Origin of the sequence: Streptomyces mesophilus, from assembly GCF_040300965.1 — a bacterium.
GTDB lineage: Bacteria > Actinomycetota > Actinomycetes > Streptomycetales > Streptomycetaceae > Streptomyces > Streptomyces mesophilus_A.
This window is the reverse complement of the sequence record NZ_JBEPEW010000062.1, coordinates 1-24338: the sequence shown is the minus strand read 5'-3', so window position 1 is coordinate 24338 and position 24338 is coordinate 1. Positions and strand designations below refer to the sequence as shown.

Genomic DNA, 24338 nt, shown 5'->3' with positions numbered 1-24338 from the left:
GTTGTCGCGCGGGGCACCCTGGCCTCATCCAGCCCGCACGAGAATGTTTCAATCATTGAGATTGTTTTTCATCGAGCTTTCTCGATTCGAGAGGATCTTCATGTTCAGCGGAGCACGGCTCGCACGCTGGCTGGTTCCCGTCGTCCTGCTGATCGCCTGGCTGGGCATCGGCGGCACGCTCGGGCCATACGCGGGCAAGCTGGGGCACGTCGCCACCAACGATCAGGCCGCCTTCCTGCCACGGAACGCCGAGTCCACTCAAGTCCTGGACGCCCAGCGTCAGTTCCGGCAAGAGGAGACGCTCCCCGCGATCGTCGTGTGGACCGGCGAGGAGGCGGGCCAGAAGCTCGGGAAGGCGCAGCTCGCGGCGGCCACCGAGGCGCTCGCCTCGCTCAAGGGCGCGGACGGCACGGTCGGGAGCCCCTCCCCCGCGGTGCTGTCCGAGGACGGCGAAGCCATGCAGGGCATCGTCCAACTGCGGCCGGACCTCGGGGAGAAACTGCCGGATGTGCTCGCCCGGGTGGACTCCGCCGCGGCGAAGGTGTCCGGCACGCAGGCGCAGATCGCGGGCCCGGCGGCGAGTCAGGCCGACCTGTCCGACGCGTTCGCCGGCATCGACGGCCTGCTCCTTGCCGCCGCCCTCGTCACCGTGCTGCTGATCCTGTTGCTCGTGTACCGCAGTCTGCTGCTGCCGCTCGTGATCATCCTCGGCGCGGTGTTCGCCCTGGGGCTCGCCTGCGCGATCGTCTACGCGCTCGCCGACCACGACGTCGTACGGGTCGACGGCCAGGTGCAGGGCATCCTCTCGATCCTCGTCATCGGCGCCGCGACCGACTACGCGCTGCTGCTCACGGCACGATTCCGCGAGGAGTTGCCCGTAAGCGGTGACCGTATGCAGGCGATGCGGTCGGCGCTGAGGCGGTCGTTCGGGCCGGTCGTCGCGAGCGGAGCCACCGTGGCCCTCGGACTGCTCGCGCTGCTGCTCAGTGATCTCACCAACAACCGGGCTCTCGGGCCCGTCGGCGCGATCGGCATCGTGTGCGCCGTGCTCAGCACCCTCACGTTCCTGCCCGCCGTCCTCGTGCTGCTCGGTCGCGCCGCGTACTGGCCGGCGAAGCCCAAGTCCGCGCGGGAGTCGGCGGGTCACGGGGTGTGGACGAGGATCGCGGACTTGGTGGACCGGGCGCCGCGCAAGGTCTGGGCGGGCACGCTCGCGGCCCTGCTGATCTGCGCCGGCTTCGCCCCGATGCTCACCTCCAAGGGCGTGCCTCTGGACGAGGTGTTCGTCAACGAGACCTCCTCCGTGGCCGCTCAGGAGACGCTCGGCCGGCACTTTCCCGGCGGCTCGGGCAACCCGGCCGTGGTGATCGCCGACGCCGACCGGCTGGAGCCCGTGCTTGCCGCGATCGAGGACACCGACGGTGTCTCGTCGGCCGCCCCGGCGAGCGCCTCCGGCCGACCAGGCGGCGGGAAACCCCTCGTCGTGGACGGACGCGTGCGCATCGACGCGACACTGCGCGCCGCCGCGGACAGCGATGATGCCAAGGACACCGTCGCCAGGCTGCGCACCGCGGTGCACGCGGTTCCCGGCGCCGATGCGCTGGTCGGTGGGTACACGGCCCAGCAGTACGACACCCAGCGCACCGCGCAGGACGACCGCACGGTCATCGTCCCGGTGGTCCTGGCGATCATCCTCGTGATCCTCGTCGGGCTGCTCCGCTCGCTGGCCATGCCCCTGCTGCTCGTCGCGACCGTCGCGCTCAACTTCCTTGCCACACTGGGCGTTTCCGCCCTCGTCTTCGAGCACGTCCTCGGCTTCGGCGGCACCGACCCGTCCGTACCGCTGTACGGCTTCGTCTTCCTGGTGGCGCTCGGCGTGGACTACAACATCTTCCTGATGTCCCGGGTCAGGGAGGAGTCCCTGCGCCACGGCGTGCGCGAAGGGGTGCTCCGCGGACTCACGGCGACCGGAGGCGTGATCTCCTCGGCGGGTGTGGTGCTCGCCGCCACGTTCGCCGCCCTTGCGGTGATCCCGCTGTCGTTCCTGGTGCAGATCGCGTTCATCGTCACGTTCGGCGTGCTCCTGGACACCTTGGTCGTACGGTCCCTCCTCGTCCCGGCGTTGGTACGCGACATCGGGCGTCCGGCGTGGTGGCCGGGAGCACTGAGCCGCACACCCGGCGACGCCTAGCCCCAAGGCCGGGCGTGGCGCGTCGTCACGTCCGGCCGCGAGCCCGTTTGAACCGGGCCAGTCCGTCCGCCAGATCCACGATGGGGTCGGGGTAATCGTCGATCGCGGCACGCTCGAGTCCTTGGAGCTTCCACGGCTCGTGCACGAACGGGGCCGCGACGTCCGCCAGTTCCGGCACCCAGCGGCGCGTGTAGACGCCGTCCGGGTCGTAGCGCTTGGCCTGAGTCACCGGGTTGAGGACCCGGTTGGGGCGCGAGTCGGTGCCGGTTCCGGCCATCCACTGCCAGTTGAGCTGATTGTTGGCCACGTCCCCGTCGACAAGGAGGGACAGGAAGTACTCGGCGCCGACGCGCCAGTCCACGTACAGGGTCTTGCTGAGGAAACTCGCGGTGAGCAGGCGGCCGCGGTTGTGCATCCAGCCTTCGTGGCGCAGCTGCCGCATGGCCGCGTCGATGACGGGATATCCGGTGCGGCCTTCCTTCCAGGCCTCGAAGTCCTGACGGGCCGATACCGATGTGCGCCAACGGTCGTGCTGGGAGCGGTAGTTCCGCTTGGCCGCGGCGGGGCGGGCGGCGAGCACCTGCCGGTGGAAGTCGCGCCAGGCCAGCTGCCGTACGAAGGCCTCGGCGCCCGCTCCTCCTTTGCGCAGCGCCCGCTGGACGCATTCGACCGGGGACAGCGTGCCGAAGTGCAGATGCGGCGAGAGCCGCGACGTACGGTCGCCGCCGAGGTCGTCGTGGCCGTCCTCGTACTCACCCAGACCGCTGCGCAGCCACGCGCTCAGTTGCTGGCGGGCCGGCCACTCGCCGCCGGCCGCGAGCGCGGGTGAGACACCGGTGATGTATCCGCGTACGGGAAGCGGCTCCGAGCCGACGCCTTCGGGCACCCGCACCGTGCGCGGAGCCGGCAGCGGGGTGCGCACCGGCTGCTGTGCCCAATGCCGGTGGTACGGGGTGAAGACCGCGAAGTGGTCCGATGAGGCCGGGGTCACCGTGCCGGGGGCCACCACGGTGTTGACGGTGTCGTGCACGGTCAGACGGCATCCCAACGTCCCGAGGACCGTGCTCAGTTGCTCCTCCCGGCGACGGGCATGCGCGCTGTGATCGGCCGCCAGGTGCACCTCCTCGGCGCCGGTTTCGGTGACCACTTTGCCCACCTCGTCCGCGAGGTCCCCCGATCGCAGCACCAGGCGGCCGCCTCGCTCCCGCAGCCCCGCATCGAGGTCGGCCAGGCAGTCCGCCAGGAACGCCAGGCGGTTGGGCGCGGCGAAGCCGGCCGCGTCCACGGCACGGTCCCGTACGAACAGCGGCACCACCTCGCGCGACCGGTCCAGGGCGGCGTGCAGCGGCGGGTGGTCGTGCAGGCGGAGGTCGGAGGTGAACAGGACGACCGACACGGTCATGAGCGTTCCTTCAGGAGAGCTTCGGGGCGGGTGGCCGCCGGTCGGTGACGAGGGTCGAAGCGGTCACACCCACCTTTCCCCGCGCGGGAGACATACGGATGCACCCTCCTGTGGCCTGAATTGATGCATCCACGGTCCGTCCAGCCGCGAATCCCCAGCGGAGCGCCCCTCCGGAGACGGGCGGAGAGCCCTCCGAAGACCACGACCACTCCCCCATCCCGGTCGTCGGTCATGCGTCCGCGGGAGTGACGCATGACCGACGGCCGATGGAGGTCACTCGTCGGCGGGAAGGGGCCCGGGCGGGGCCGCGGAGGACTGCGTCACCGCACGGAACAGTGATTCGAGCACCGCGAGCCCGGACGCCAGACCCGTGAGACGGCCTGCTCCTTGCTCGTGCACCGCACTCCTCCAGCCCGGTCCGGCCAGGAGGACCAAGGGGTGGCTGCGGGCGCCGCGGACACCCCACTCCAGGGAAAGCAGCGCCCTGACCACGGAGAGATCGGCGGTCTGCCGGGTCTGCGACCAGAGCACGACCGCGCACGGACCGATGCGCCGCACGGCCGACTCGAGGGCTTCCACCGGGACCCCGGCGCCGAAGATGCGCGTGGGCAGTCCACGTTCCACGAGCGCGGCCCACAGCGCCTCGATCGCCAGGCAGTGCTGCTCCTCGGGCATACAGGCCAGCAGGACCGGAGGCAGCAAGGGCTCGTGCTCCGGCGCTCGAACAGCCGATCGCAGCGTCGTGGAGACATGCCAGGACAGCAGATGTTCGACGTCCACATAACACTCACTGGATGTGGCCCACTTGCGGCCGACCGCGTGCAGCGTCGGGGCGATGATCTGCTCCCAGGCGACGACCACACCGTAGGTGTCGACCGCCGCACGCAGCCTGGCCTGCACCGCACCCGCGTCCAGACGGACCGCCGCGCGTCCGAGTCCGCGGCTCTCGGGCCAGACCTGGCCGAGCGGCAGCTCGCCGTACTCGCCGGGTGCCGCACCCTGGCCGAGGGACTGCCGCACAGTCACGGGGTCCGTCGTGCTCGGTGGTGACCCGGCCAGCGCGAGGCGGGCGGCTTCGCCCGGCGCGACGCCCTGCGCGGTCAGCCGGCACATGTGCTCGATCCTGGCGACATCGGCCGGCCGCCAGCGTCGGTGGCGGCCCTCCTCACGGCTCCTCGGACCGATGCCGTAACGCCGCTCCCAGGTGCGCAGGGTGGTGGCGGCGACGCCGAGCCTGCGGGCCAGAGCCCCAGTGGTCAGCGAGGCGTCGGCGAGCCCGGACGATTCCTCGCCCGGTGGTCCGCCGTCCCGGCCGTCCGGCTCGCCCGTCATCTGCCGCTCCTCACCTCGGTGTCACGCCCCGCACCCGTACTTCCCTGTTTCGCCTGCATACGGAGGCACACGCGGGCCGGATCGTCGCCGCGGCCGACTGCCAGTGTTCCAGCGCCGCGTTCGCTCCGCCTCCCTAAACGATGCACAAACGACGCGTGTTGTGCGCTGCTTCCGCCTCGGATGAACCTCGCTTCAGGGAAACGGTGCACTGCCTGGCGTACCTGTCGAAGGAGGGGTCGTGACGACCACGACAGCCGAGACTGCGGCCGACGGAGCCGACCGCGCGCAGGACACGTTCGAGGCCGCGTTCGCGCAGGGCGACGACACGGTCTTCCGACAGCTGTACGACGAGTGGGGAACGCTGGTGCACACGGTGGCACGGCGCGCACTCGGCGACGAGTTCGAAGCGCAGGACGTCACCCAGCAGGTTTTCGTGGCCGCATGGCGTGGCCGTGCCGGCTTCCGGCCCGAGCGCGGCAACGCGCGCGCCTGGCTCCTCGGCATCACCCGCCACAAGATCGCCGACGCGCTCGCGGCACGCACCCGCAGGACCAAGCTGGTCGCGGCCGCCTCACAGACAGCACCTCAAGAGCTCGTCACCCTGCCGGACGGACTTCTCGCGCAACAGGCCGTGGACCGCATCGTGATCCAGCACGAGCTCGACCGGCTGTCCGCCGAGCAGCGGAAGGTTCTGCGCCTGGCGTACTACTCGGACCTCACCCAGACGCAGATCGCCCAGCGCACCGGGCTTCCGCTCGGCACGGTCAAGAGCCATGTGCGGCGCGGACTGCACGTGCTGCGCGACAGCCTCGCGCCGAATCTGCGCTGACCGGGGGTTTCTCCGCCCCGAGACCAATCCGCCACCAGGGGTCGCATCGAATCACTCGTGGCGTGTGACTTCACCACATGCGCACAGGCGATGAGGAGATCCGTGAGGGCAACAGAGAGCAGCGACGCCGGCACCCGCCCCTCCCGGGGCGTGGATCTTGCCACGGCGCTGGCCGCGGTGGCACGGGGAGACCAGGAGCAGTTCACACAGGTCTACGACCAGGTCAGCGCACCCGTACTCGGTCTGGTACGCAGCGTGCTGCGTGATCCGGCCCAGTCGGAGGAAGTCGCCCAGGAGGTCCTTGTCGAGGTGTGGCGGACCGCCGCGCGGTTCCGTCCCGACAAGGGCAGTGCCATGACCTGGGTGATGACTCTGGCGCACCGGCGTGCGGTCGACCGGGTCCGCTCCGTCGAGGCGACCGCGGCGCGCGAGCACAAAGCCGCGCTCCTCGATCAGACCCCCGCGTACGACCAGGTCACCGAGCAGGTCGAAAGCCGCCTGGAACAGCAGCGTGTGCGCCGCTGTCTGGGAGCGCTCACGTCGTTGCAGCGCGAGGCGGTCACCCTCGCCTACTACCGCGGGCTGACCTATCGCGAGGTCGCCCAGCTCCTCACCCTCCCCTTGGGCACGGTCAAAACCCGCCTGCGCGACGGACTGATCCGGCTGCGCGACTGCCTGGGGGTGACCGCGTGACCACCGCGGACCTGCACACCTCCACCGGTGCCTACGTGCTGCACGCGCTGGCCCCTGTCGAACGTGTCGCATTCGAGCGCCACTTGGCCGCCTGCGAGGCGTGCACTCAGGAAGTCGCGGAGCTGGCGGCCACCACCACCCGCCTCGGGCTGGCCGTCGCCGTGCCCGCACCCCCACGCATGCGGGAGCACGTGCTGCAGCGCATCCAGACGGTCCGGCAGGAACCGCCCGAGGTGCCTTCGCGCGGTCGTCTGCAGACCTGGGCCCGCGCACTTCCCCGGTTGTCGCTTGCAGCGTGTCTGGCAGCTGCCGCGGCCTTCGGCGGGATCGCCGTGTGGCAGCACGAGTCGGCCGAGGACGCCCGGTCTCAGGCCCGCCAGGCGCAGCAGCGGGCGGACGAGTTGGCGGCGGTTCTGGCCGCGCCGGACGCCGAAGTGGCGGCCGGTCAACTCGCCGACGGGGCACGCGGCACCGTCATCGTCTCGCGCGCACAGGACCGAGCGGCCTTCGTCGCGGCGGGCCTCCCGGAACTGCCCGACGGCAAGGTGTACCAACTCTGGTTCAACGACGGGAACGTCATGCGCCCGGCCGGGGTGTTCAGCGGGTCGGGCGCCGAGCGGGTCGTCCTGCTCGACGGCCGCATCGACGGGGCGAGCGGCATGGGCCTCACGGTGGAACCGGCGGGCGGCTCACCGCGGCCCACGACGGAGCCGCTGGGCGTGATGGCGTTCCCTGCCTAGGGCTGTGAAAAGGAAGAAACGCTACGGCGCCGTTCAAGTCCCCCGCGGGCGCCGCCGGTGCGTCGGGCCCGTCCGACGCACCGGCTCGTTCCTGCCGCCTCAGCCTCCCGCCGCCTTGCGCGGCGGCCGCGGGAAGAAGCCGCTGACCCGCTCGCGGTAGTCGGCGTAGCCGGGCCTGTCCGCCATGTGGCGCTCCAGGAGGGCCTTGCCGCTGCCGCGGGTCAGGAGGTAGCTCATCACGAGGGGGCCGATCACCGTGGCCGCGGCAGCCGGCGGCCAGTCGCAGACGAACAGGAACAGACCCCACCAGACGCAGAAGTCGCCGAAGTAGTTGGGGTGCCGGGTCCAGGACCACAGGCCCCGGTCCATGATCCGGCCGCGGTGGGCCGGGTCGGACTTGAACCGTGCCAACTGCCGGTCGCCGACGGCCTCGAAGACGATTCCGAGGAGCCACAGCGCCGCCCCGACGGCGGCGACCGGGCTCATCGCCCCCTCGATGTACATCGCGGACTGGACCGGCAGGGACACCAGCCACACGAGGCCTCCCTGCAGCAGGTACACCATCCGCAAGGCGTAAGCCGCCCTGCTGCCCGGCGCCTTGGAGAGCAGCTGCTCGTAGCGCGGGTCCTCACCGTGGCCCCGGCCCCGCCGTGCGATGTGCACGGAGAGCCGCAGACCCCACACGACGGTGAGGACGGCGACGCACAGCCGCCGTCCGTCATCGCCCTGGCCCGCGGACAGGGCGTACGAGACGAGGGCCACGGCGCAGAAGGCTACCCCCCAGGCGACGTCCACGAGCCGGTGCAGATCCTTGCGTACCGCGACGGCGAAGGTCGCGAGCAGCACGCCGAGGGCGGCTGCGGCGGTGAAGGGCAGCTGGGCCGCGAAGGAGCCCCAGTCGAATCCGGTGGTGGTCATCGGGAACCTCCGTCGCGCCGGGTGAGCAGGAATTGCTGGACGTCGAGATAGCGGGAGCGAAAGCCCGCCTCGGAGTAGGCGAGGTAGAAGGTCCACATGCGGCGGAAGGTGGCGTCGAAGCCCAAGTCGTCGGCTTCGAGGGCGCGTTCGGTGAAGCGTTCGCGCCACAGTCGCAGTGTTTCGGCGTAGTGGGCGCCGTAGCCCTCACGCGCCTCCACCCGCAGCGTGGTGTGCGACGTGAGGGTTTCCTCCACCGCGCGGACGGAGGGCAACAGGCCGCCGGGGAAGATGTACTTCTGGATCCAGGTGTGGGTGCCCGCCGAGGCGCGCATCCGCTCGTGCGGCATGGTGATCGCCTGCAGGGCGATGCGTCCACCCGGTGCGAGCAGGCGGTCCAGGCAGCGGAAGTAGTCCGGCCAGAACTCCGCGCCGACGGCTTCGATCATCTCGACGCTGACGATCGCGTCGTACTCGCCCTCGACCTGCCGGTAGTCGCACAGTTCCACCTCCGCGCGGTGGTCGAGTCCGGCCGCTCTGAGCCGCTCACGCGCAAGGGTCCGCTGTTCGGCGGAGAGCGTCACGGAGTGGACGTACGCGCCGCGGCCTGCGGCCCGCAGCGCCAACTCGCCCCATCCGGTGCCGATTTCGAGCATCCGGGTGCCGGGTCCGACGCCGGCCAGGTCGAGCAGCAGGTCGATCTTGCGGTGCTGGGCTGAGGTGAGCTGCGCGCGGCTGGCAGGCAGTTCGTCGAAGCAGGCGGAGGAGTAGGTGAGGGTGCCGTCGAGGAACAAGGCGAACAAGTCGTTCGACAGGTCGTAGTGCCGATGGATGTTGGTGCGCGCGCCCGTGGGTGTGTTGCGCTGCGCGGCGGGCTGGCGCACGGCCCACAGTCCGCGCAGCCGCTGCAGTGACGGCGGGATCAGCGTCGCGACGTTGCCGGCGAGCACTTCGAGAACCCCGGTCAGGTCCTCGGCGTCCCACTCCCCCGCCATGTAGGACTCGCCGAAACCGATCAGCCCGCCCGTCGCGATCCGGCTCATGAAGGCGGGTTCGTCGTGTACGACCAGCAACGGCCCTCCCTGACCGCGGACTTCCTCGGTCCCCAGCTCGGCCCGCAGGGGCAGCCGGTCCAGGGCCCGGCGCACGAGCGCCCGGGCGACGGCCCGTCTCGGCGCCGGACAACGCGGGACGGACGCCACATCGGGCCACCGGTCCGCATCGGCTGCCCGTAGCCGCACGGGAGCCGGACCGGGTGCGGATCCTTCGCGCGACGATGCGTCGGACGCGTCGGAGACAGACGTACTCACTGCATTCCCTTCTGCCGGGGATGAGGGGGACGTGGCACGGTGCGCAGGCCGCGCAGCCACAGCCGGATGCCGTGCCGGCGGATGCCCGCGGACACGGCGAGGGTCGACCAGGGCTGGCGCAGCAGGAGCCGCATGAGCGTCGACGCGGTCGCCGGCCGGCGCTCGCCGCGCACCGTGGCGGTGAAGGGCCGCCGGCCGTCCTGCTCCAAGTGCACGGTGAGGCGCAGGTGTTCGCCGGGCACGGGCAGCCGCATCCGGTACGAGCCGGACACGGCGAAGAAGGGCGAGACGTAGAACTCCTTGGCCGTCTCGAAGTCCCGCGCGCCGTTCGCGGCCGGCCTCGGACCGTCGGCGCCGCGCGCTGCATGCGCAAGCAGCAGGTAGCCATGCCGCTCGCCGTACGTGTTGTGGACCTCCGCCACCACACAGTGAAGCCGGCCGCCTGCCGTGTGACACCAGTACAGCGTCAGGGGGTTGAACACATGGCCGAACACCCGGGCGTTGCCGAGCATCAGGACGCGCCCGCCCTCCAGCTCGATCCCGTTCGCCCTGAGGAAACGCTCAAGGCCGGCGCGGATCGTCGTGTCCCGCCCGGCGAAGTGGTCGCGGCCCTCGAACCGCGCCAGCGCGCGCAGCGGGCGGGGCAGCACCGGCAGTCGGTCCAGGTCGACCAGCCAGAGGTAGGTGCGCTGGCCGAGCGCGTAGCGCGTGGGTTTGGTGCGGACGTGGGTGACCAGCGCCGGGTACAGCGCCGGGGCTTCGGGCTCTGCGGCCACCCCGTCTCTCGTACTTATCCGCCGACGCTGCGGCGCTCCGGGGCTCACCACCGCACCCCCAGCGCCGCGGCCGCCTCGACACCCGAGCGGCAGCCGTCCTCGTGGAATCCCCACCCGTGATAGGCCCCGGCATAGACGGTCACCGGCCCGTTCAGGCCCGGGAGTTGGCGCCTCGCCGCCACCGAGTCCGGTGTGTAGCAGGGGTGCTCGTACACCATGCGGGCCAGAATCCGCTCCTCGGCGACCCGGCCGTCGTCGCCCAGCGTGACCACGTACGACTCGGGAGCGTCCAGGCCCTGGAGCAGGTTCATGTCGTAACTGACCCGCACGTGTCCGGCGCCGGCTGTGCAGCTGGGCATGCGGTAGTTCCAGGCCGCGCGGGCTCCGGCGCGGCGTGGCAGCACCGTGGGGTCGGTATGCAGAAGCGTCGCGTTGCGCGAGTAGCGGAAGGCGCCCAGGACGCGCCGCTCGTCCGAGGTCGCATCGGCGAGCAGGCGCAGCGCCTGGTCCGGGTGGGTCGCGATGACCACCGAGTCGTACGCGGCGGCCGTGCCGTCCTCGGTGAGGATCTCGGCCCGGTCGGAACCTCGGCACACCGCCCGTACCGGTGTCGAAAGGTGCACGGCGCCGAGCTGCTTGCCGATCCGCTCCACATAGCTGCGGGACCCGCCGACCACGGTGCGCCAGGTCGGGGAGCCGCTGACCGTGAGCATCCCGTGGTGGTCGAGGAAGGCGAACAGGTAGCGCGCGGGATAGCGCAGCGCCGTCGCGGGCGGGCACGACCAGACCGCCGAGACGACCGGCGTGACGAAGTGCCGGACGAAGTAGCGAGAGAAGCGGTGCTCGGTGAGGAACTCCCCCAGGGTGCCACTGTCTTCGATGCCGTCGGCCAGCAGCCGCCGCGCGGCGCGGTGGAATCGCGGCACTTCGCCGAGCATCCACAGATACGGCGCCGACAGGGCGTTGGCCGGCCGGGCGAACAGACCCCGGGCGCCGCGCGCGCCCGCGTACTCGAGTCCGCAGCCCTCGCACCGCACCGACATCGTCATGCCGGTCTCGCGGGTCGCCACCCCCAACTCGGCGAACAGGCGCAGCAGATGGGGATACGTGCGCTCGTTGTGGACGATGAACCCCGAGTCGACGGCCAGCGCGCGCCCGTCACCCGACACCACGTCATGGGTGTGGGCATGACCGCCGAGCCGGTCGTCACTCTCGTACAAAGTGACGTCGTGGGCCTCGCGCAGGAGGTACGCCGCCGTCAGTCCGGCGATACCGCTGCCGATCACCGCCGTGCGTTGCTTACGTGTCATGCCGCCCCTCGTCCATGAGCGGGACACCTGTTGCCCCGCACAAGTGATTCGGAGCCGCGACGAATCTGGCTTGGTGGGTCCGTGTGACCTGCGGGACTCGCGGCTCGGAAGCCACGTTCGGGTGAACGACCAAGCCGGAAGCACCCGCCGTTTCGAATCAAGGGTGTGAGCACAGGGACAACGAGAGCAGCGCGTGGCGCATGGGCCGCGCTGAGCGGCCTGGTCGCCGGGTATGCCGCGCTGGCCGTCGCGGAGCTCGTCGCGGTCGGCGCCCGACCGTCGGCGGGGCCGGTGACGGCCGTCGGCGGAGCGGTCATCGACCGCACGCCTCCAGGCGTGAAGGACTGGGCGATCCGGACGTTCGGCACCGACGACAAACTGGTCCTGCAGCTGGGTGTCCTCGCGGTCCTCGCGCTGTGCGCGGCGGGCCTGGGGATCCTTGCGCAGCGCTCGCGGCTGATCGCGGCGGCCGGTGTGGTGGTGATCGGTGCGCTCGGTGCGGCGGCTGCGCTCTCCCGGCCGGATGCGGGCGGCCCGCTCGACGCCTTGCCGGCCCTGGCAGGTGCGGTCGCCGGAGCCGTCGTCCTGTACGTCCTGGCGGGCAAGCTGCACTCCCCGGTGGTCGCGGAAGTCGGTGCCGCGACCACCGGGGGCCTTCCTCGCAGGGGCTTCGTCCTGGCCACCGCGGGCGTGGCCGTCACGGCAACCGGCGTGGGAGCGGCGGCACGGGCACTGCAGGCGAACTCGTCCGCCACGGCGGAAACGGCCCGCGCGAGGGTCAGGCTTCCCCTCCCTGCCTCGCCCGCCCCGCCACTCGCTCGCGCGGTGGACCTCCGGATCCCGGGCGTTGCCCCCTTCACCACGCCCAACCGCGACCTCTACCGCGTCGACACGGCGCTTCGCGTCCCCCAGGTCGACCCCGGCGGATGGCGTCTTCGTCTGCACGGCAAGGGGGTGGGCAGTCCCCGCACCCTGACGTTCCAGGAGCTGCTCGACCGGCCCCTCATCGAGCGCGACATCACGATGACGTGCGTCTCCAACGAAGTAGGCGGCCCTTACGTCGGTTCGGCCCGCTGGCTCGGCGTACCGCTGGCAGCCCTCCTCGACGAGGCAGGCGTCCGCCCGCCGTCCCGCGGAGGTCCCGCCGACCAGTTGGTGGCCCGCTCGGTCGACGGGATGACCCTCGGCACTCCGGTCGAGACCGTCATGGACGGACGTGACGCGATGCTCGCCCTGGGCATGAACGGGGAGCCGTTGCCCTTCGAGCACGGCTTCCCGGTCCGGATGCTCGTGCCCGGCCTGTACGGGTACGTCTCGGCCTGCAAGTGGATCGAGGACATCGAGCTGACCACGTTCGATGCGTACGACCCGTACTGGGTGCAGCGTGACTGGGCGCGTGAAGCGCCGATCAAGACCCAGTCACGTATCGACACGCCCGAGCCGTTCGCCCGCCCGGCTTCCGGCAAGGTCACCGTGGCCGGCGTCGCCTGGGCCCAGCACCGGGGCATCGACCGGGTCGAGGTACGCGTGGACGAAGGACCTTGGCAAAGGGCCGACTTGGCTTCCGAGGGCTCCCTGGACACCTGGCGGCAGTGGCGCTGGGACTGGGCCGCCACGGCCGGCTCCCACACCCTCCAGGTCCGTGCCACCGACGGCACCGGCACCCCGCAGACCAGTGAGCGCACCCGCACGATCCCGGACGGCGCCTCCGGTTGGCATTCGGTGGTGGTCAACGTGACCTGATCCCGTCCCACTCCCCCACGAACCAGTGACAAGGCCCGCACCCTGCGGGTCCACCCCCAAGGAGAACACCATGAACACCACCCTCCGTCTTCGCCGCGTCGCCGTCGCCGCGACCGCCGCGCTCGCTCTGCCGCTCGCGCTCGCCGCGTGCTCCGACGACAAGGGCAGCACCGACCAGGCCGCGGACAAGACGCCCAAGGCGACGCAGTCCGCCGACAAGAGCGCGAGCGCCGACCCCATGGCCGGCCCCTTCGGACCGGCCTGTGCCTCCGTACCCGAGGACGGCGCGGGAAGCTTCGACGGGATGGCCGCGGACCCGGTCGCCACCGCCGCGTCCAACAACCCGGCGCTGTCCACCCTGGTGACCGCGGTGAAGAAGGCCGGCCTGGTCGACACGCTCAACAACGCGGAGAACCTCACGGTGTTCGCCCCGACCAACGACGCCTTCGCCAAGATCCCGAAGGCCGACCTGGACAAGGTCCTCGCCGACAAGGAGACGCTCACCAAGGTGCTCACGTACCACGTGGTCGGGCAGAAGCTCACCCCGGCACAGCTGGAGAACGGCTCTTTCGAGACCCTTGAGAAGAGCAAGCTCACCACCGCGGGATCCGGTGAGGACTACACGGTCAACGACTCCTCCAAGGTCGTCTGCGGCAACGTGCCGACCGCCAACGCGACGGTGTACATCGTGGACACGGTGCTCATGCCCAAGATGTAAACGCGCGGCCCGGCCCTGCGCCGCGGGTGGTTCCGGCTCACGGCAGACGGAGCCACCCGTGGCGCAGATGCCAATGACCACCCCGGTCCAACTGGTCCAGCAGGACTCGCTGCAGAGTGTTGTCGCGCGGCAGGCCCGCCGTGGACGTGGTACCCGGCCGGGTGTGGAAGACGAACTCCAGGACGTCCTCGTCGCAGACCGGGCTGTCGCCGTGCAGGGTGAAGCGGCGTTGGAACGCCACGATGTTGGCGCCCGGCTTCAGGTGATTCCCGAGCGCCGGGTCCAGGAGCCAGGAGTGGCAGGTGGCGAAGGCCGCCGGGTGCTCCGGATGGTGGCGGGCGAGGAACGGGCGGGCCGCGGCGAAGGAGGCGTCGCACGCGGTGGGGGTCAGCGGCCCGTCGTCGGCGATGTGGACGTCGAGGACGGGCTCGTCCTCGCCCGGGCCGTCCGCCGGTGCGCCTTGCGCTCCCCACGAGGGCGAGTCGTACGTACGCAACTCGAACTGCAGGCGGCCGAGTCGGTGCAGGGTGCCGCACAGGTGGCGGGTGATCCAGGTCTGCCGGTCGAAGCCGCCGGTGCCGTGTGCGAGGCGGTAGGTGGTGAGCTTGGCGCCGAGGTCCGCGAAGGTCGCACGGGTCACCTCGTCCGGGATCGCACGCGCCTGGCGCAGGGAGAGGGCGTGGGACAGGGACAGGAAGCAGAGGTGGGCGTAGAAATACCGGCCCGCCTCGCCGAGTTCCTCGGGTGCATTGGGCCACTGCACGGCGCCGTCGGTGGTGAACAAGGTGCGCCGGCAGTGGAGCAGGGCTTCCCACAGGTGCGGGGTGCGCCGCGGGTCGGGAAGCGTGGCCGCCAGCGGGATCCGGTCGGGCTCGGGGATCGCGAACACGTCGAGCGCGGTGGCGATCTCCGCCTCCGACAAGGGTTTCGGATCCGGAATACGGGCGTCGGCCCGGGCACTGCACAGGGTGTCGAACCAGTCGTCCGGCGTCATGGGCGTCATGGGTCTGCTGCCTCCGTGCGTGGCGGACACGTGTCGGCTCCATTGTCGTCATCGGGTACGTACGCCCGCCGGCCAGCACCGCAAAGGGCGCAGGACCAGCGGAGGGCGGACGGGGAGTTGGGCACACCGGGTCAGGTGAGCCAGCGTGCGAGCCGGTCGGCGATGAAGCCGTCCTCCTCCCTCAGCCACGGGTACAGATCCCGGACCCGGGCGATCTCCTCGCGCTGCCCCGGCGAGAGCGACTCCGCGGGATCGAGACACCACACTCCGTCCAACAGGCCTTGCTGCCGCAGCACTTCATGCACGCCGGCGATGACTCCCGCGAAGGCGTTCCGTACGTCGTACACGGCCGCGTTGGCGTCGGTGTCGCCCGCGAGCCTGGCCAGGGCCCGCTCACGCGCCGCGGGGTCTCCGGCGCGTGCGGCTGCCTGCACATCGGCGAGGAGGCGCCCGGCGGACCGGGTCCAGACCGCCCAGTGGCCGAGCAGCCCGCCCACGAAGTGCCGTACCACCGGACCGCCGGGGCCGTGCACGTGGAAGGGGGTGAGGAGGTCGTCGACGATGTTGTCGTCGTTGCCGGTGTAGAGGGCGACCTCGGGACCGCGGTCGGATTCGGCGATGCCTTGGACGAGTTCGAGAGTGCGGTAGCGGTCGAACGGTGCCGCTTTGACGGCCACGGTGGACTCCTGGTCGGCCAGCCGTCGCCAGTACGCGCGGGGCAAGTACCGTCCGCCGACGGCCTCTTGGAGGTAGAAGCCGATCACCGGCAGGACCTCGCCGATGGCCGCCGTCCGGTCGAGCAGGCGGTCGAGGTCCGCCTCGGGCATTCCCGCCGGGGAGACCAGGACGGCGTCGTAGCCGAGTTCGCGGGCGGTCTCCGCTTCCGCGACCGCCTGGCGGACCGGCCCGCAGACACCGGCGATCCGCACCACGGGACGCCCTTCGGCGTTCTCGGCAGCTTCTTCGCCGGCCAGTTCCAGAACGGTCCGCAGCAGGCCGTGCTCCCGCAGGGCGAACTGAGTCGTGTGCACACCGACCGCGAGGCCGCCCGCGCCGGCGTCCATGTAGTAGCGGGTCAGGGCGCGTTGGCGGCGCTCGTCGAGCCGGCGGTCCGCGTCGAGGGCCAGAGGGTGGGCGGGGATCACGGTGCCCCGGTGGAGCAGAGCGGCGACATCTTCGGGCATACGGGCGGGTGTACGGGTGGAGATACGGGCGGGCATCAGAATCGACCGTCCCTGCGCTCGAACTTGGTCGGCTTGTCCCAGGTCTCGCCGCCCGCGAGGAGCCAGTTCGCCTGAAGGTCGATGAGGGCGCCGAGCGGCAGGTCCGGATAGCCGAACAGGCCGTGGCAGAGCGTCGCGTCGCTCAGCAGACTGGTGGCGGGCGGCTCACCGGTGAACCGGGCCGTGACATCGAGGCGTTCACCGAGCCGCTCGGCGAGGACGCGTACGCTCGCGGTTTCCGGACCGGTGAGGTTGAGCGTGAAGGCCTCGTCGGCGCGGGCATGGCCCAGGCAGCGCAGGACGACCTCGTTGGCGTACCGCTGCCAGACCACGTTCACCGCACCCGCGGACAGGTCGACCGCGTCGCCCCGCAGGAGTGTCCGGGCCAGGTCGGCGAGGACCCCGTAGCGGGGCTCGCACGCGTAGTTGAGGCGGATCAGGGCGACCGGGGTACCGAAGGTGCGCGCGGCGTGCCGGAAGACCTGTTCGCGGCCCAGGCAGGTGATCGCGTAGTCGCCCCGCGGGTCGGTCGGGTCGCTCTCCCGAGGGCTCCCGGCGGTCGGCGCGGTCATCCCGTACACGTTGCCGGTGGACAGGGCCACGATCCGGGCGGCGGGGAAGCGGCGGGTCACATAGGCGGGCAGCACGGTGTTCGTCATCCATGCCTGATCAGGGGCCGACGCGGTGCCGAATTTCGCGCCGACCAGGTGGACGACCGCGGAGGCGTCGGGAAGGTCGCCTACCGCCGCCGGGTCGGAAAGGTCGGCCCGCAAGGTCCGTACACCCTGCTTCTCCAGATACGTGGCGAGTGCGGCGTCCGTCCAGCGCGATACGGCGACCACCTCGATATCGGTGCGGCCCGCCGAGTCGAGTGCCCGGCGCGCCATCACCGCGATCCCCGTCCCCGTCTTGCCCCCGGCACCGAGAACCAGCACCCGGCCGTCCGGCCACGCCCCGGCCTCGGCGGCCAGCTCCACGCCAGGGCGGGCGAGTTCGTCCTCCAGTTCCGTCACGGACCGGGGCAGGACTTTCATTGCGGACCCCCACACGCTCTGAATTCATCCCTTTCAGCGGAATGAATTTCTCGAATGAATTGAGCTGGGGCCAAGAAAGCATGGGGTTATCCGGCAACGCAAGGGATGATCGGGGGAATGAATTCCCCAATCCACCGGAATAACTTCACCGGTTGATCCCGGGAGGGAAGGATTCACACCTCAGCAACCCCTTGCCTCAGAGCGTGAATCCGCGCGGGAACGGATCGTCCGGGTCGAGGAGGTACTGTCCCATGCCGGTGATCCAGGCAGAGCCGGTCACCGTGGGGATCTGGGCAGGGAGGCCGCCCACGGTGGTCTCCTCGACGAGGCGGCCGGTGAAGCGGGTGCCCAGAAGGGATTCGTTGACGAAGTCCTGGTTCAGGGCGAGTCGGCCGCGTGCGTGCAGTTGCGCCATACGGGCCGAGGTGCCGGTGCCGCAGGGTGAGCGGTCGAACCAGCCGGGGTGGATGGCCATCGCGTTGCGTGCGTCGCTGCCGTTGTCACCGGGGGCGACGAACTGGACGTGCTTGCAGCCGCCCAGCGAAGGGTCGGCCGGGTGGACGGGCCGGTTCTGTTCATTGATGGCGTCCATGATGGCCAGGCCCGCGCTGAGCATGCGGTCCTTGGCGTCCGAGTCGCCGCGGTCGAAGGGGATGCCGAGGTCGGCGATCGGCAGGATGGCGTAGAAGTTCCCGCCGTACGCCATGTCGTACGTGACCGTGCCCAGACCCGGTACGTCGGCCTTCGCGTCCAACTGCAGGGCGAACGAGGGCACGTTGCGGATCGTCACCGCGGTGGCCCGGCCGTCCTCGACCGCCACTCGGGCGACGACGAGTCCGGCCGGCGTGTCGAGCCGGACCTCGGTCACCGGTTCGGTGACCTCGACCATGCCGGTCTCCACCAGGACCGTCGCCACCCCGATGGTGCCGTGACCGCACATGGGCAGACAGCCGGAGACCTCGATGTACAGGACGCCGTAGTGGGCGTCGGGCCGGGTGGGCGGCTGCAGGATCGCGCCGCTCATCGCGGCGTGCCCGCGGGGTTCGTTGACGAAGAACTCGCGTATGTGGTCGAGGTGTTCGGTGAAGTAGGCGCGGCGCTCGGCCATGGTCGCGCCGGGGATGACGCCCATGCCGCCGGTGACGACGCGGGTCGGCATGCCTTCGGTGTGCGAGTCGACGGCGGAGAAATACCGGGAGGCGCGCATCTCAGGCACCCACCGACTGCTCGGCCAGGTACTCGACGGCTCGTTTCATATCGGCGTCGAGCGCGGCCAGTTGGCCACCCGTGAGCGGACCGCGGGGCGGCCGGCAGGGGCCGCCGTAGCGGCCGACGAGGTCCATGCCGTGCTTGATGGCCTGGACGAACTCGGTACGTGAGTCCCAGCGGAAGGCCGCGACCAACGGTTCGTACAGTGCGCGGGCCTCGTCGAGCCTGCCGTCGAGGGCCAGTTCGTAGAGGCGTACGGATTCGGCGGGGAAGACGTTGGGGAAGCCCGCGAACCAGCCGGTGGCGCCCATCAGGAGCGCCTCGAGCACGAGGTCGTCGGCCCCCGCGACGACGGTGAGGTCCGGCGCCTTCTCCCGTATCTCCAGGATCCGGCGGACATCACCGGAGAACTCCTTCACGGCCACCACGTTGTCGATCGCGGCGATCTCGGCGACGACCTCGGGTGTCAGGTCGACCTTGGTGTCGATCGGGTTGTTGTACGCCATCACCGGCAGCCCGACGCTCGCCACCTGCTCGAAGTGGTGGATCACTTCGTAGGTGTTGGCCCGGTACATCGTCGGCGGCAGGCACAGCACCCCGTGCGCACCGTCCTCGGCGGCCTTCTCGGCCCAGGCCCGGGCCTGGTGCGCTCCGACGCCGTGCACGCCGACCACCACGATCCCGTCGCCGCCGACCGCGTCGAGCGCGGTACAGGCCACGGCCCTGCGCTCGTCGTCGGTGAGCGAGGAGTACTCGCCCAGGGACCCGTTGGGCCCGACACCTCGGCAGCCGTTCTCGATGAGCCAGCGGCAGTGCTCCGCGTACCGGTCGAGGTCGACGCGGAGTCCGGCGGGTGCGCTCGGGTCCTCGGCGTAGGGCAGCGCGGTCGCGACGATGACTCCGTCGAGCTTCTCCTGCGTCATGCGCCATCTCCTTCTGCTGGTGAGGGAGTTGCTGTCGTCGGTGCGGGCGTTGCTGCCATTTGTGCGGGCGTTGCCGGCAAGGCGTCCGCAAGCACCGGGTCCTATGGGCCGTCGGGCTCTTGGCCCGGGTCCTCGGCGAGCTCGCCGAGGCGGAGCGGTGCGGCGATCGGGCGCCGGGCGAATGTGGCGGCGGCGTCCTGGACACCGGTGAGCTCGCCGACCGCGCGGCCGCAGATCCGCCCTTGGCACGGGCCGAGACCCGCGCGGGTGACGAGTTTGAGCGAGCGGCCGCTGTAAGCCTCGCGCTCGCGGGCGGCGGCGCACAGTTCCCCGTAGGCGACCTCCTCACAGCGGCACACGAGGGTGTCCTCGCGCAGCCAGCTGCGCCAGCCGTCCCGTACGGGATGGGCGGCGTCCAGCGCGGCGGCGAACCGGCGGCCCGTACGGGCCTTCCGCAGCGCGCGGACGGGTGGTGCCGGGCGGGCGCCGAGCAGCCGCGCCGCACTGACGCCGGCGATCGTGCCCTCCGCGGCGGAGAGTTCGGCTCCGCCGATACCGGTGAGCTCCCCGGCCGCGAACACGCCGCGTACGGAGGTGGCTTGGGCGGCATCTACGGTCACGAAGCCGTCGGCGAGCGCGCAGCGTGCCGCGACGGCGAGTTCGAGCTGCGGGGTGAAGCCGAATCCGACGCACACGGCATCAACCTCGACGCGGCGCGAACTGCCCGGCACCACGGTCCAGTCGGGGTTCAGGCGGGCCGTCGTGACCGCTTCGACGCGGTCGGTTCCGTGTGCTTCGATCACGGCGGTGCGGCGTCGGTACGGAACACGGTGGCGCGCCAACGACGCGACGTGGCCTGCCAGTTCGCCCAGTTTTCCGGTGCCGGCCAGCAGACCGCCGGGACGGGCGAGCCAGCCGGTGACGGGCTCGCCCGCCTCCAGCACACCGACGACCCGTGCGCCGACATCGAGCAGCGACCGCGCCACCGGCAGCAGGAACGGTCCGGTGCCGGCGAGCAGCACCCGCTCCCCCACGCGTACGCCCTGCCCTTTCGCCAGCGCCTGCGCGGCGCCTGCCGTGAAGACGCCGGGCAGGTCCCAGCCGGGGAAGGGCAGTGCCCGGTCGTACGCGCCGGTGGCAAGGACCAGGGCCGGGGTGTCGACGCTACGGCCGGTCCTGCCCGGCCCGTCGGCAGGACCGGTGCGCACATGCACCCGGTGCCCGCCCGCCACGGGTTCCAGCGCCCATACGACCGACTCCCCCAGGTGCTCGACGCCGGGCGGAAGCGTGAACCGCTCGGCGCCCGCGCGCGCGTCCTGCCGGTGGTACTGGCCGCCCAGCCGCGCGCCCGAGTCGATAAGGAGCACCTGGACGCCGGCTGTCGCGGCTGCCCGCGCGGCGGCCATCCCGGCGGGCCCGCCGCCCACGACGACGACGCGGCTCACGACGGCAGTTCCGCACCGTGCTGCGCCCGGATCTCGTCGCCGTCGCGGACGAGCCGCTGGCATGCCCGTACGTCCGGGATGCCGTTGACCACGACCAGGCAGTCGAAGCACACACCGATCCCGCAGAAGACACCGCGCGGCCGGCCACCGTCCCTGGTCGCACGCCACGACGTGATCCCCGCGCCGAGCAGCACGCCCGCCACGGTCTGACCCTCGGCCGCCACCGTCTCCTTGCCGTCGATGAGCACCTTCACGCGGCCTCCTCCCCCTCGATGACAGCCGGCCGGTCCACGCGGAACGGCTCCGGATCGACTTCGGGCACCGCTCCCGTGTACAGGTCGGCGAGCAGCCGTCCGGTGGCCGCCGCGAGTCCGATGCCCGCGCCTTCGTGGCCGGTCGCGTGCCACAGGCCGGGCAGCCGCGGGTCGGCGCCGATCACGGGCAGATGATCGGGTGCGTACGGCCGGAAACCCCCGTACGCCCGCATCACCGGCACACCGGCGAGCACCGGGAACAGCGCGACGGCCTTGCGTGCCAACTCCCGCAGTACGTCGACGCGTACGGTCTCGTCGAAGCCGACGCGCTCGCGGCTGGAGCCGATGAGCACCGTGCCCGCGCGGGTCGCCTCGACCACCGTCGAGGTCTGCAGATCTGCGTCCGAGCTGGCGACCGCGCCGACGTAGTCGGCGTCGTACACCTTGCGCCGGACGGTGCCCGGGGGCAGCGGGCCGGTCACCAGGATCATGCCGCGCCGTGGCAGCACCGTGATGGGCGCCCCGGCCCGGGCGGCGAACGAACCCGCCCACGGGCCACAGGCGTTGACCACCGCACGGCAGGCGAGGGTGCCGTCATCGGTGCGTACGCCGCTGACCCGTCCGGCGGCGTCCCGTGTCACGCCGAGCGCCGTCGTGCCGGCGCGGACTTCGCCGCCGCGGGCGCGCACCGCCGCGAGCAGCGTGGTGGCCGCGAGCACCGGCTGGAGTTGGGCATCCTCGGGATAGTGGACGGCGGCGGTGACGCCCCGGGTGAGGTGGGGTTCGAGCTGCGCGGCGGCTTCCGGGGTGATCTCGTCAGCGCGGATGCCGACGGCGCGTTGCGCGGCCGCGAAGTGCGCCAGGGGCGCCGCGGCCTCGTCGGTGGTCGCGACCACCAGGCCACCCTTGGCCTCCCACTCCGCCTCGGCCGGCGCGGGGCCGAGCTCTTCGCGCAGCGCGGCGAGCAGGTCGGGCCAGCGGCGGCGGGAGGCGCGGGCGAGTTCCAGCTCGGGGCCCGGTGCCTTATCGGAGACCAGCACATTGCCCTCGCCCGCGGCGGTCGTGCCGCCGGCGATCCCTGCGCGGTCGAGGACCGTCACCCTCAGACCGGCGGCGCTGAGCGCCTCCGCGCAGGCGGCGCCGATCATGCCGGCACCCACGACCACGATGTCGGGGGACACCACCCACCCCACTTCCGTTCATTTCAATGAACGGACCGAGCCTAGAAAGGAGTTGGCGACGCGGTCAACCCTTCGCACGCCCCGGCTTGCGCGGTGCGGGGATCCCGCACGAGCCACCGAGCGCGGGAGGCCCCGCGTCGGCCGGGTACTCCAGCATCAGGACGGAGACCACCGGTCCGCCGACGGTCTCGTACACATGCGGCCGCCGGGCGTCGAAGCACACGTAGTCACCGGGCCCCAGCTCGTACGGCGCATCCGGCGGCCCCACTCTGAGCTGCCCCGATGTCACCACGACATGCTCGCGTCCCGGGTGCCCCGCGGAGTGCTGGACCTCCCCCGGACGCACCCGCTGGTCGTAGAGCTCGATCGCCTTGTCGGTGATGTCCATGCGGCGCAGCATCCGCAGGTCGACGGCGTTGCTGCTGAGCACCTCGAGTCCGCCGGAGCGCACGAGGACCACGTCCGGGTCGGTGCGCTCGGTGAGGAGCGTGGAGACCGGAACCCCAAGAGCGTTCGACAAGCTGAACACGGTCTCAATGGTGGGGTTGCCCGTACCGGACTCCAGCTGCGACAACGTCCCCTTGGCGATGCCCGACTCCCGGGCCAGGGCGGAGAGCGTGAGCCCCGCCTGCCCCCGCAGTACGCGAAGGTTCGCCCCCAGCACCCGGCCTGCGTGTTCCCGGACCACTCGACCTCCTCGGCTCCTGTGCGGTGGAGGCTACCTGGCCGCTCGGGCGGCGCGAGGGGTTTGACCTTGACACGGTGACAAGGTCTTGGCTCGTTGCCGAGGAGGTGATCTCGATGACGATCACAGGACAGAACACCGAGGGAACACGGGTGCTCAAGGCGCTCGAGGACAGTCGTTCATCCGTACGACTGCGGGCCGCCCTGGCAGCCGGTTCGGCGCCCGACCCGCGCTTCGTGGACACGCTGGTCGAGCGCTGCGCGATCGAGTCCGAGTTCTTCGTACGGGACATGCTGACCTGGGCACTCACCCGCCACCCGGTGTCCCTGACGCTGCCCGCGCTCGTGGGTGAGCTCGGATCGGCGCGTTCGCAGGCACGCAGTCAGGCGCTGCACACGCTGTCGAAGCTCGGGAACCGGAGCGCTTGGCCGGCGATCACGCGAGAGCTGCTGACCGACGCCGAGGACGAGGTGGCGCGCAGTGCCTGGCGGGCCGCGGTGGTGCTCGTACCGCAAGGAGACGAGCCGCCTCTGGCCACACTGCTCGCGACTCAGCTCGGGCGCGGCGGGCGGGAGACGCAACTGAGCCTCAGCCGGGCCATGATCGCGCTGGGCGACAGGTCCGAGCCTGCGCTGCGGGCGGCGGCGACAGCGACCGACGGGGGCGTACGCGCGCACGCGCTGGCCACACTGCGGTTGCTTCAGGACCCGGACGCCGGGTTCGCGTTCGCCGTCGAGGAGGCGAAACGCGTCGTCGCCCTCCAGGACCGGCCGGGAGAGTGACCGGCTGACGGGGAGAATGACCGGCGGACCGGGAGAATGACCCGCATGTTGATCGGCGAGGTGGCGCGACGCTCCGGAGTCAGCGCCCGCATGCTCCGGCATTACGAGTCGCTCGGCCTGCTGCGGCCTTCGGCCCGTACCGGCACCGGCTATCGGGAGTACTCCGCCGAGGACATCCGGCGGATCTTCCATATCGAGAGCCTGCGGTCGCTGGGGCTTTCCCTGCGCGAGATCGGGCGTGCGCTAGACGATCCGGGCTTCACGCCCGCGACGCTGGTCGTCGACCTCATCGCGCAGACGAGGGAACGCATCGCGGCCGAGACCGAGTTGCTCACGCGTCTGCAGCGGATCGACGGCGCCGGTCCTGCCAGTTGGGAGGCGGTGCTCCAAGTGGTCGGGCTGCTGCAGGCGTTGGGGTCGAAGAGCGCCGATACCCGCCAGCGCGCGGCCCTGACCTCCGGCGACGACGCGCCCGCGCCGAAGGAGGCCTTGGTCGAGGCGGCGCTGACCGAGACCGATCCCAACGTCGCCGGCGCCCTGCGCTGGGCGCTGGCCCGCTCGGGCGACGATGTCACGGCGCTGCTGGCCGAAGGTCTGAGCTCACCGGCTGCCGCGGTGCGCGAACGCGCCGTTCAGTGCC

General features: G+C 71.4%; 23 protein-coding genes. 8 read left to right on the top strand and 15 right to left on the bottom strand.

What is annotated here, in order from left to right:
* Nucleotides 1-100: 100 nt before the first annotated feature.
* A complete protein-coding gene (locus ABT367_RS21905) occupies nucleotides 101-2191 on the top strand; it encodes an MMPL family transporter (RefSeq protein ID WP_352254753.1) in 2091 nt (696 codons plus the stop codon).
* 25 nt (nucleotides 2192-2216) lie between these two features.
* Here the strand turns inward: ABT367_RS21905 and ABT367_RS21900 are convergent, their stop codons facing one another.
* Nucleotides 2217-3593 (bottom strand): cryptochrome/photolyase family protein, encoded by a 1377-nt coding sequence (locus ABT367_RS21900; protein ID WP_352254752.1) that lies wholly within the window; start codon nucleotides 3591-3593, stop codon nucleotides 2217-2219.
* Between the two features lie 273 nt (nucleotides 3594-3866).
* Complete coding sequence (locus tag ABT367_RS21895) at nucleotides 3867-4925, bottom strand: MerR family transcriptional regulator (RefSeq protein ID WP_352254751.1); 1059 nt, start codon at nucleotides 4923-4925, stop codon at nucleotides 3867-3869.
* Between the two features lie 238 nt (nucleotides 4926-5163).
* Here ABT367_RS21895 and ABT367_RS21890 point away from each other — a divergent pair, with 238 nt between their 5' ends.
* From ABT367_RS21890 to ABT367_RS21880, 3 genes are all read left to right on the top strand, one after another.
* Entirely contained in the window at nucleotides 5164-5754 is a 591-nt protein-coding gene (locus ABT367_RS21890) for an RNA polymerase sigma factor (protein ID WP_434975511.1), read from the top strand.
* Between the two features lie 102 nt (nucleotides 5755-5856).
* Nucleotides 5857-6447, top strand: a complete 591-nt coding sequence (locus ABT367_RS21885) for a sigma-70 family RNA polymerase sigma factor (protein WP_352254750.1) — start codon at nucleotides 5857-5859, stop codon at nucleotides 6445-6447.
* Nucleotides 6444-7187 carry an anti-sigma factor gene (locus ABT367_RS21880; protein WP_352254749.1) on the top strand — a complete coding sequence of 248 codons (744 nt, stop codon included), beginning with the start codon at nucleotides 6444-6446 and terminating at the stop codon, nucleotides 7185-7187. Before ABT367_RS21885 ends, ABT367_RS21880 begins: the two co-directional genes overlap by 4 nt.
* 99 nt (nucleotides 7188-7286) lie before the next feature.
* Here ABT367_RS21880 and ABT367_RS21875 read toward each other — a convergent pair whose 3' ends face one another.
* From ABT367_RS21875 to ABT367_RS21860, 4 genes are all read right to left on the bottom strand, one after another.
* Nucleotides 7287-8105 (bottom strand): DUF1295 domain-containing protein, encoded by an 819-nt coding sequence (locus ABT367_RS21875; RefSeq protein ID WP_352254748.1) that lies wholly within the window; start codon nucleotides 8103-8105, stop codon nucleotides 7287-7289.
* Nucleotides 8102-9175, bottom strand: coding sequence for a class I SAM-dependent methyltransferase (locus tag ABT367_RS21870; RefSeq protein WP_434975510.1), 1074 nt, complete (start codon nucleotides 9173-9175; stop codon nucleotides 8102-8104). Before ABT367_RS21870 ends, ABT367_RS21875 begins: the two co-directional genes overlap by 4 nt.
* 233 nt (nucleotides 9176-9408) lie before the next feature.
* Nucleotides 9409-10188 (bottom strand): DUF1365 domain-containing protein, encoded by a 780-nt coding sequence (locus ABT367_RS21865; protein WP_352254747.1) that lies wholly within the window; start codon nucleotides 10186-10188, stop codon nucleotides 9409-9411.
* Between the two features lie 44 nt (nucleotides 10189-10232).
* Nucleotides 10233-11498, bottom strand: coding sequence for an NAD(P)/FAD-dependent oxidoreductase (locus tag ABT367_RS21860; protein ID WP_352254746.1), 1266 nt, complete (start codon nucleotides 11496-11498; stop codon nucleotides 10233-10235).
* A gap of 156 nt (nucleotides 11499-11654) precedes the next feature.
* On the opposite strand from ABT367_RS21860, the gene ABT367_RS21855 reads away from it, so the two are divergent.
* Entirely contained in the window at nucleotides 11655-13241 is a 1587-nt protein-coding gene (locus tag ABT367_RS21855) for a molybdopterin-dependent oxidoreductase (protein ID WP_352254773.1), read from the top strand.
* A gap of 70 nt (nucleotides 13242-13311) precedes the next feature.
* Nucleotides 13312-13959: a fasciclin domain-containing protein gene (locus ABT367_RS21850; RefSeq protein ID WP_352254745.1), complete on the top strand. Its 648-nt coding sequence runs from the start codon at nucleotides 13312-13314 to the stop codon at nucleotides 13957-13959.
* A gap of 37 nt (nucleotides 13960-13996) precedes the next feature.
* Here ABT367_RS21850 and ABT367_RS21845 read toward each other — a convergent pair whose 3' ends face one another.
* The 9 genes from ABT367_RS21845 to ABT367_RS21805 all read right to left on the bottom strand — a co-directional run bounded on the left by ABT367_RS21845 (nucleotide 13997) and on the right by ABT367_RS21805 (nucleotide 22919).
* Nucleotides 13997-14962 carry an acyltransferase domain-containing protein gene (locus ABT367_RS21845; protein WP_352254744.1) on the bottom strand — a complete coding sequence of 322 codons (966 nt, stop codon included), beginning with the start codon at nucleotides 14960-14962 and terminating at the stop codon, nucleotides 13997-13999.
* A 131-nt stretch (nucleotides 14963-15093) separates the two neighbouring features.
* Nucleotides 15094-16182: a dihydrodipicolinate synthase family protein gene (locus ABT367_RS21840; RefSeq protein WP_434975509.1), complete on the bottom strand. Its 1089-nt coding sequence runs from the start codon at nucleotides 16180-16182 to the stop codon at nucleotides 15094-15096.
* Nucleotides 16182-17219, bottom strand: coding sequence for an NAD-dependent epimerase/dehydratase family protein (locus ABT367_RS21835; RefSeq protein ID WP_352254742.1), 1038 nt, complete (start codon nucleotides 17217-17219; stop codon nucleotides 16182-16184). The genes ABT367_RS21840 and ABT367_RS21835 overlap by 1 nt, the downstream gene beginning before the upstream one ends.
* A gap of 196 nt (nucleotides 17220-17415) precedes the next feature.
* Entirely contained in the window at nucleotides 17416-18426 is a 1011-nt protein-coding gene (locus tag ABT367_RS21830; protein WP_352254741.1) for a proline racemase family protein, read from the bottom strand.
* A gap of 1 nt (nucleotide 18427) precedes the next feature.
* On the bottom strand, nucleotides 18428-19351 hold the full coding sequence (locus ABT367_RS21825) for a dihydrodipicolinate synthase family protein (RefSeq protein ID WP_352254740.1): 924 nt from the start codon (nucleotides 19349-19351) through the stop codon (nucleotides 18428-18430).
* Between the two features lie 101 nt (nucleotides 19352-19452).
* Nucleotides 19453-20796, bottom strand: a complete 1344-nt coding sequence (locus ABT367_RS21820) for an NAD(P)/FAD-dependent oxidoreductase (protein ID WP_352254739.1) — start codon at nucleotides 20794-20796, stop codon at nucleotides 19453-19455.
* Entirely contained in the window at nucleotides 20793-21050 is a 258-nt protein-coding gene (locus ABT367_RS21815) for a (2Fe-2S)-binding protein (RefSeq protein ID WP_352254738.1), read from the bottom strand. Before ABT367_RS21815 ends, ABT367_RS21820 begins: the two co-directional genes overlap by 4 nt.
* Nucleotides 21047-22231 carry an NAD(P)/FAD-dependent oxidoreductase gene (locus tag ABT367_RS21810; protein WP_352254772.1) on the bottom strand — a complete coding sequence of 395 codons (1185 nt, stop codon included), beginning with the start codon at nucleotides 22229-22231 and terminating at the stop codon, nucleotides 21047-21049. The genes ABT367_RS21815 and ABT367_RS21810 overlap by 4 nt, the downstream gene beginning before the upstream one ends.
* Before the next feature lie 64 nt (nucleotides 22232-22295).
* Nucleotides 22296-22919: a helix-turn-helix domain-containing protein gene (locus ABT367_RS21805; RefSeq protein ID WP_352254737.1), complete on the bottom strand. Its 624-nt coding sequence runs from the start codon at nucleotides 22917-22919 to the stop codon at nucleotides 22296-22298.
* Between the two features lie 113 nt (nucleotides 22920-23032).
* Here ABT367_RS21805 and ABT367_RS21800 point away from each other — a divergent pair, with 113 nt between their 5' ends.
* A complete protein-coding gene (locus ABT367_RS21800) occupies nucleotides 23033-23698 on the top strand; it encodes a HEAT repeat domain-containing protein (protein WP_352254736.1) in 666 nt (221 codons plus the stop codon).
* Between the two features lie 45 nt (nucleotides 23699-23743).
* Nucleotides 23744-24338, top strand: a 595-nt coding sequence (locus ABT367_RS21795) for a MerR family transcriptional regulator (RefSeq protein ID WP_352254771.1), incomplete at its 3' end; no start/stop codon positions are given.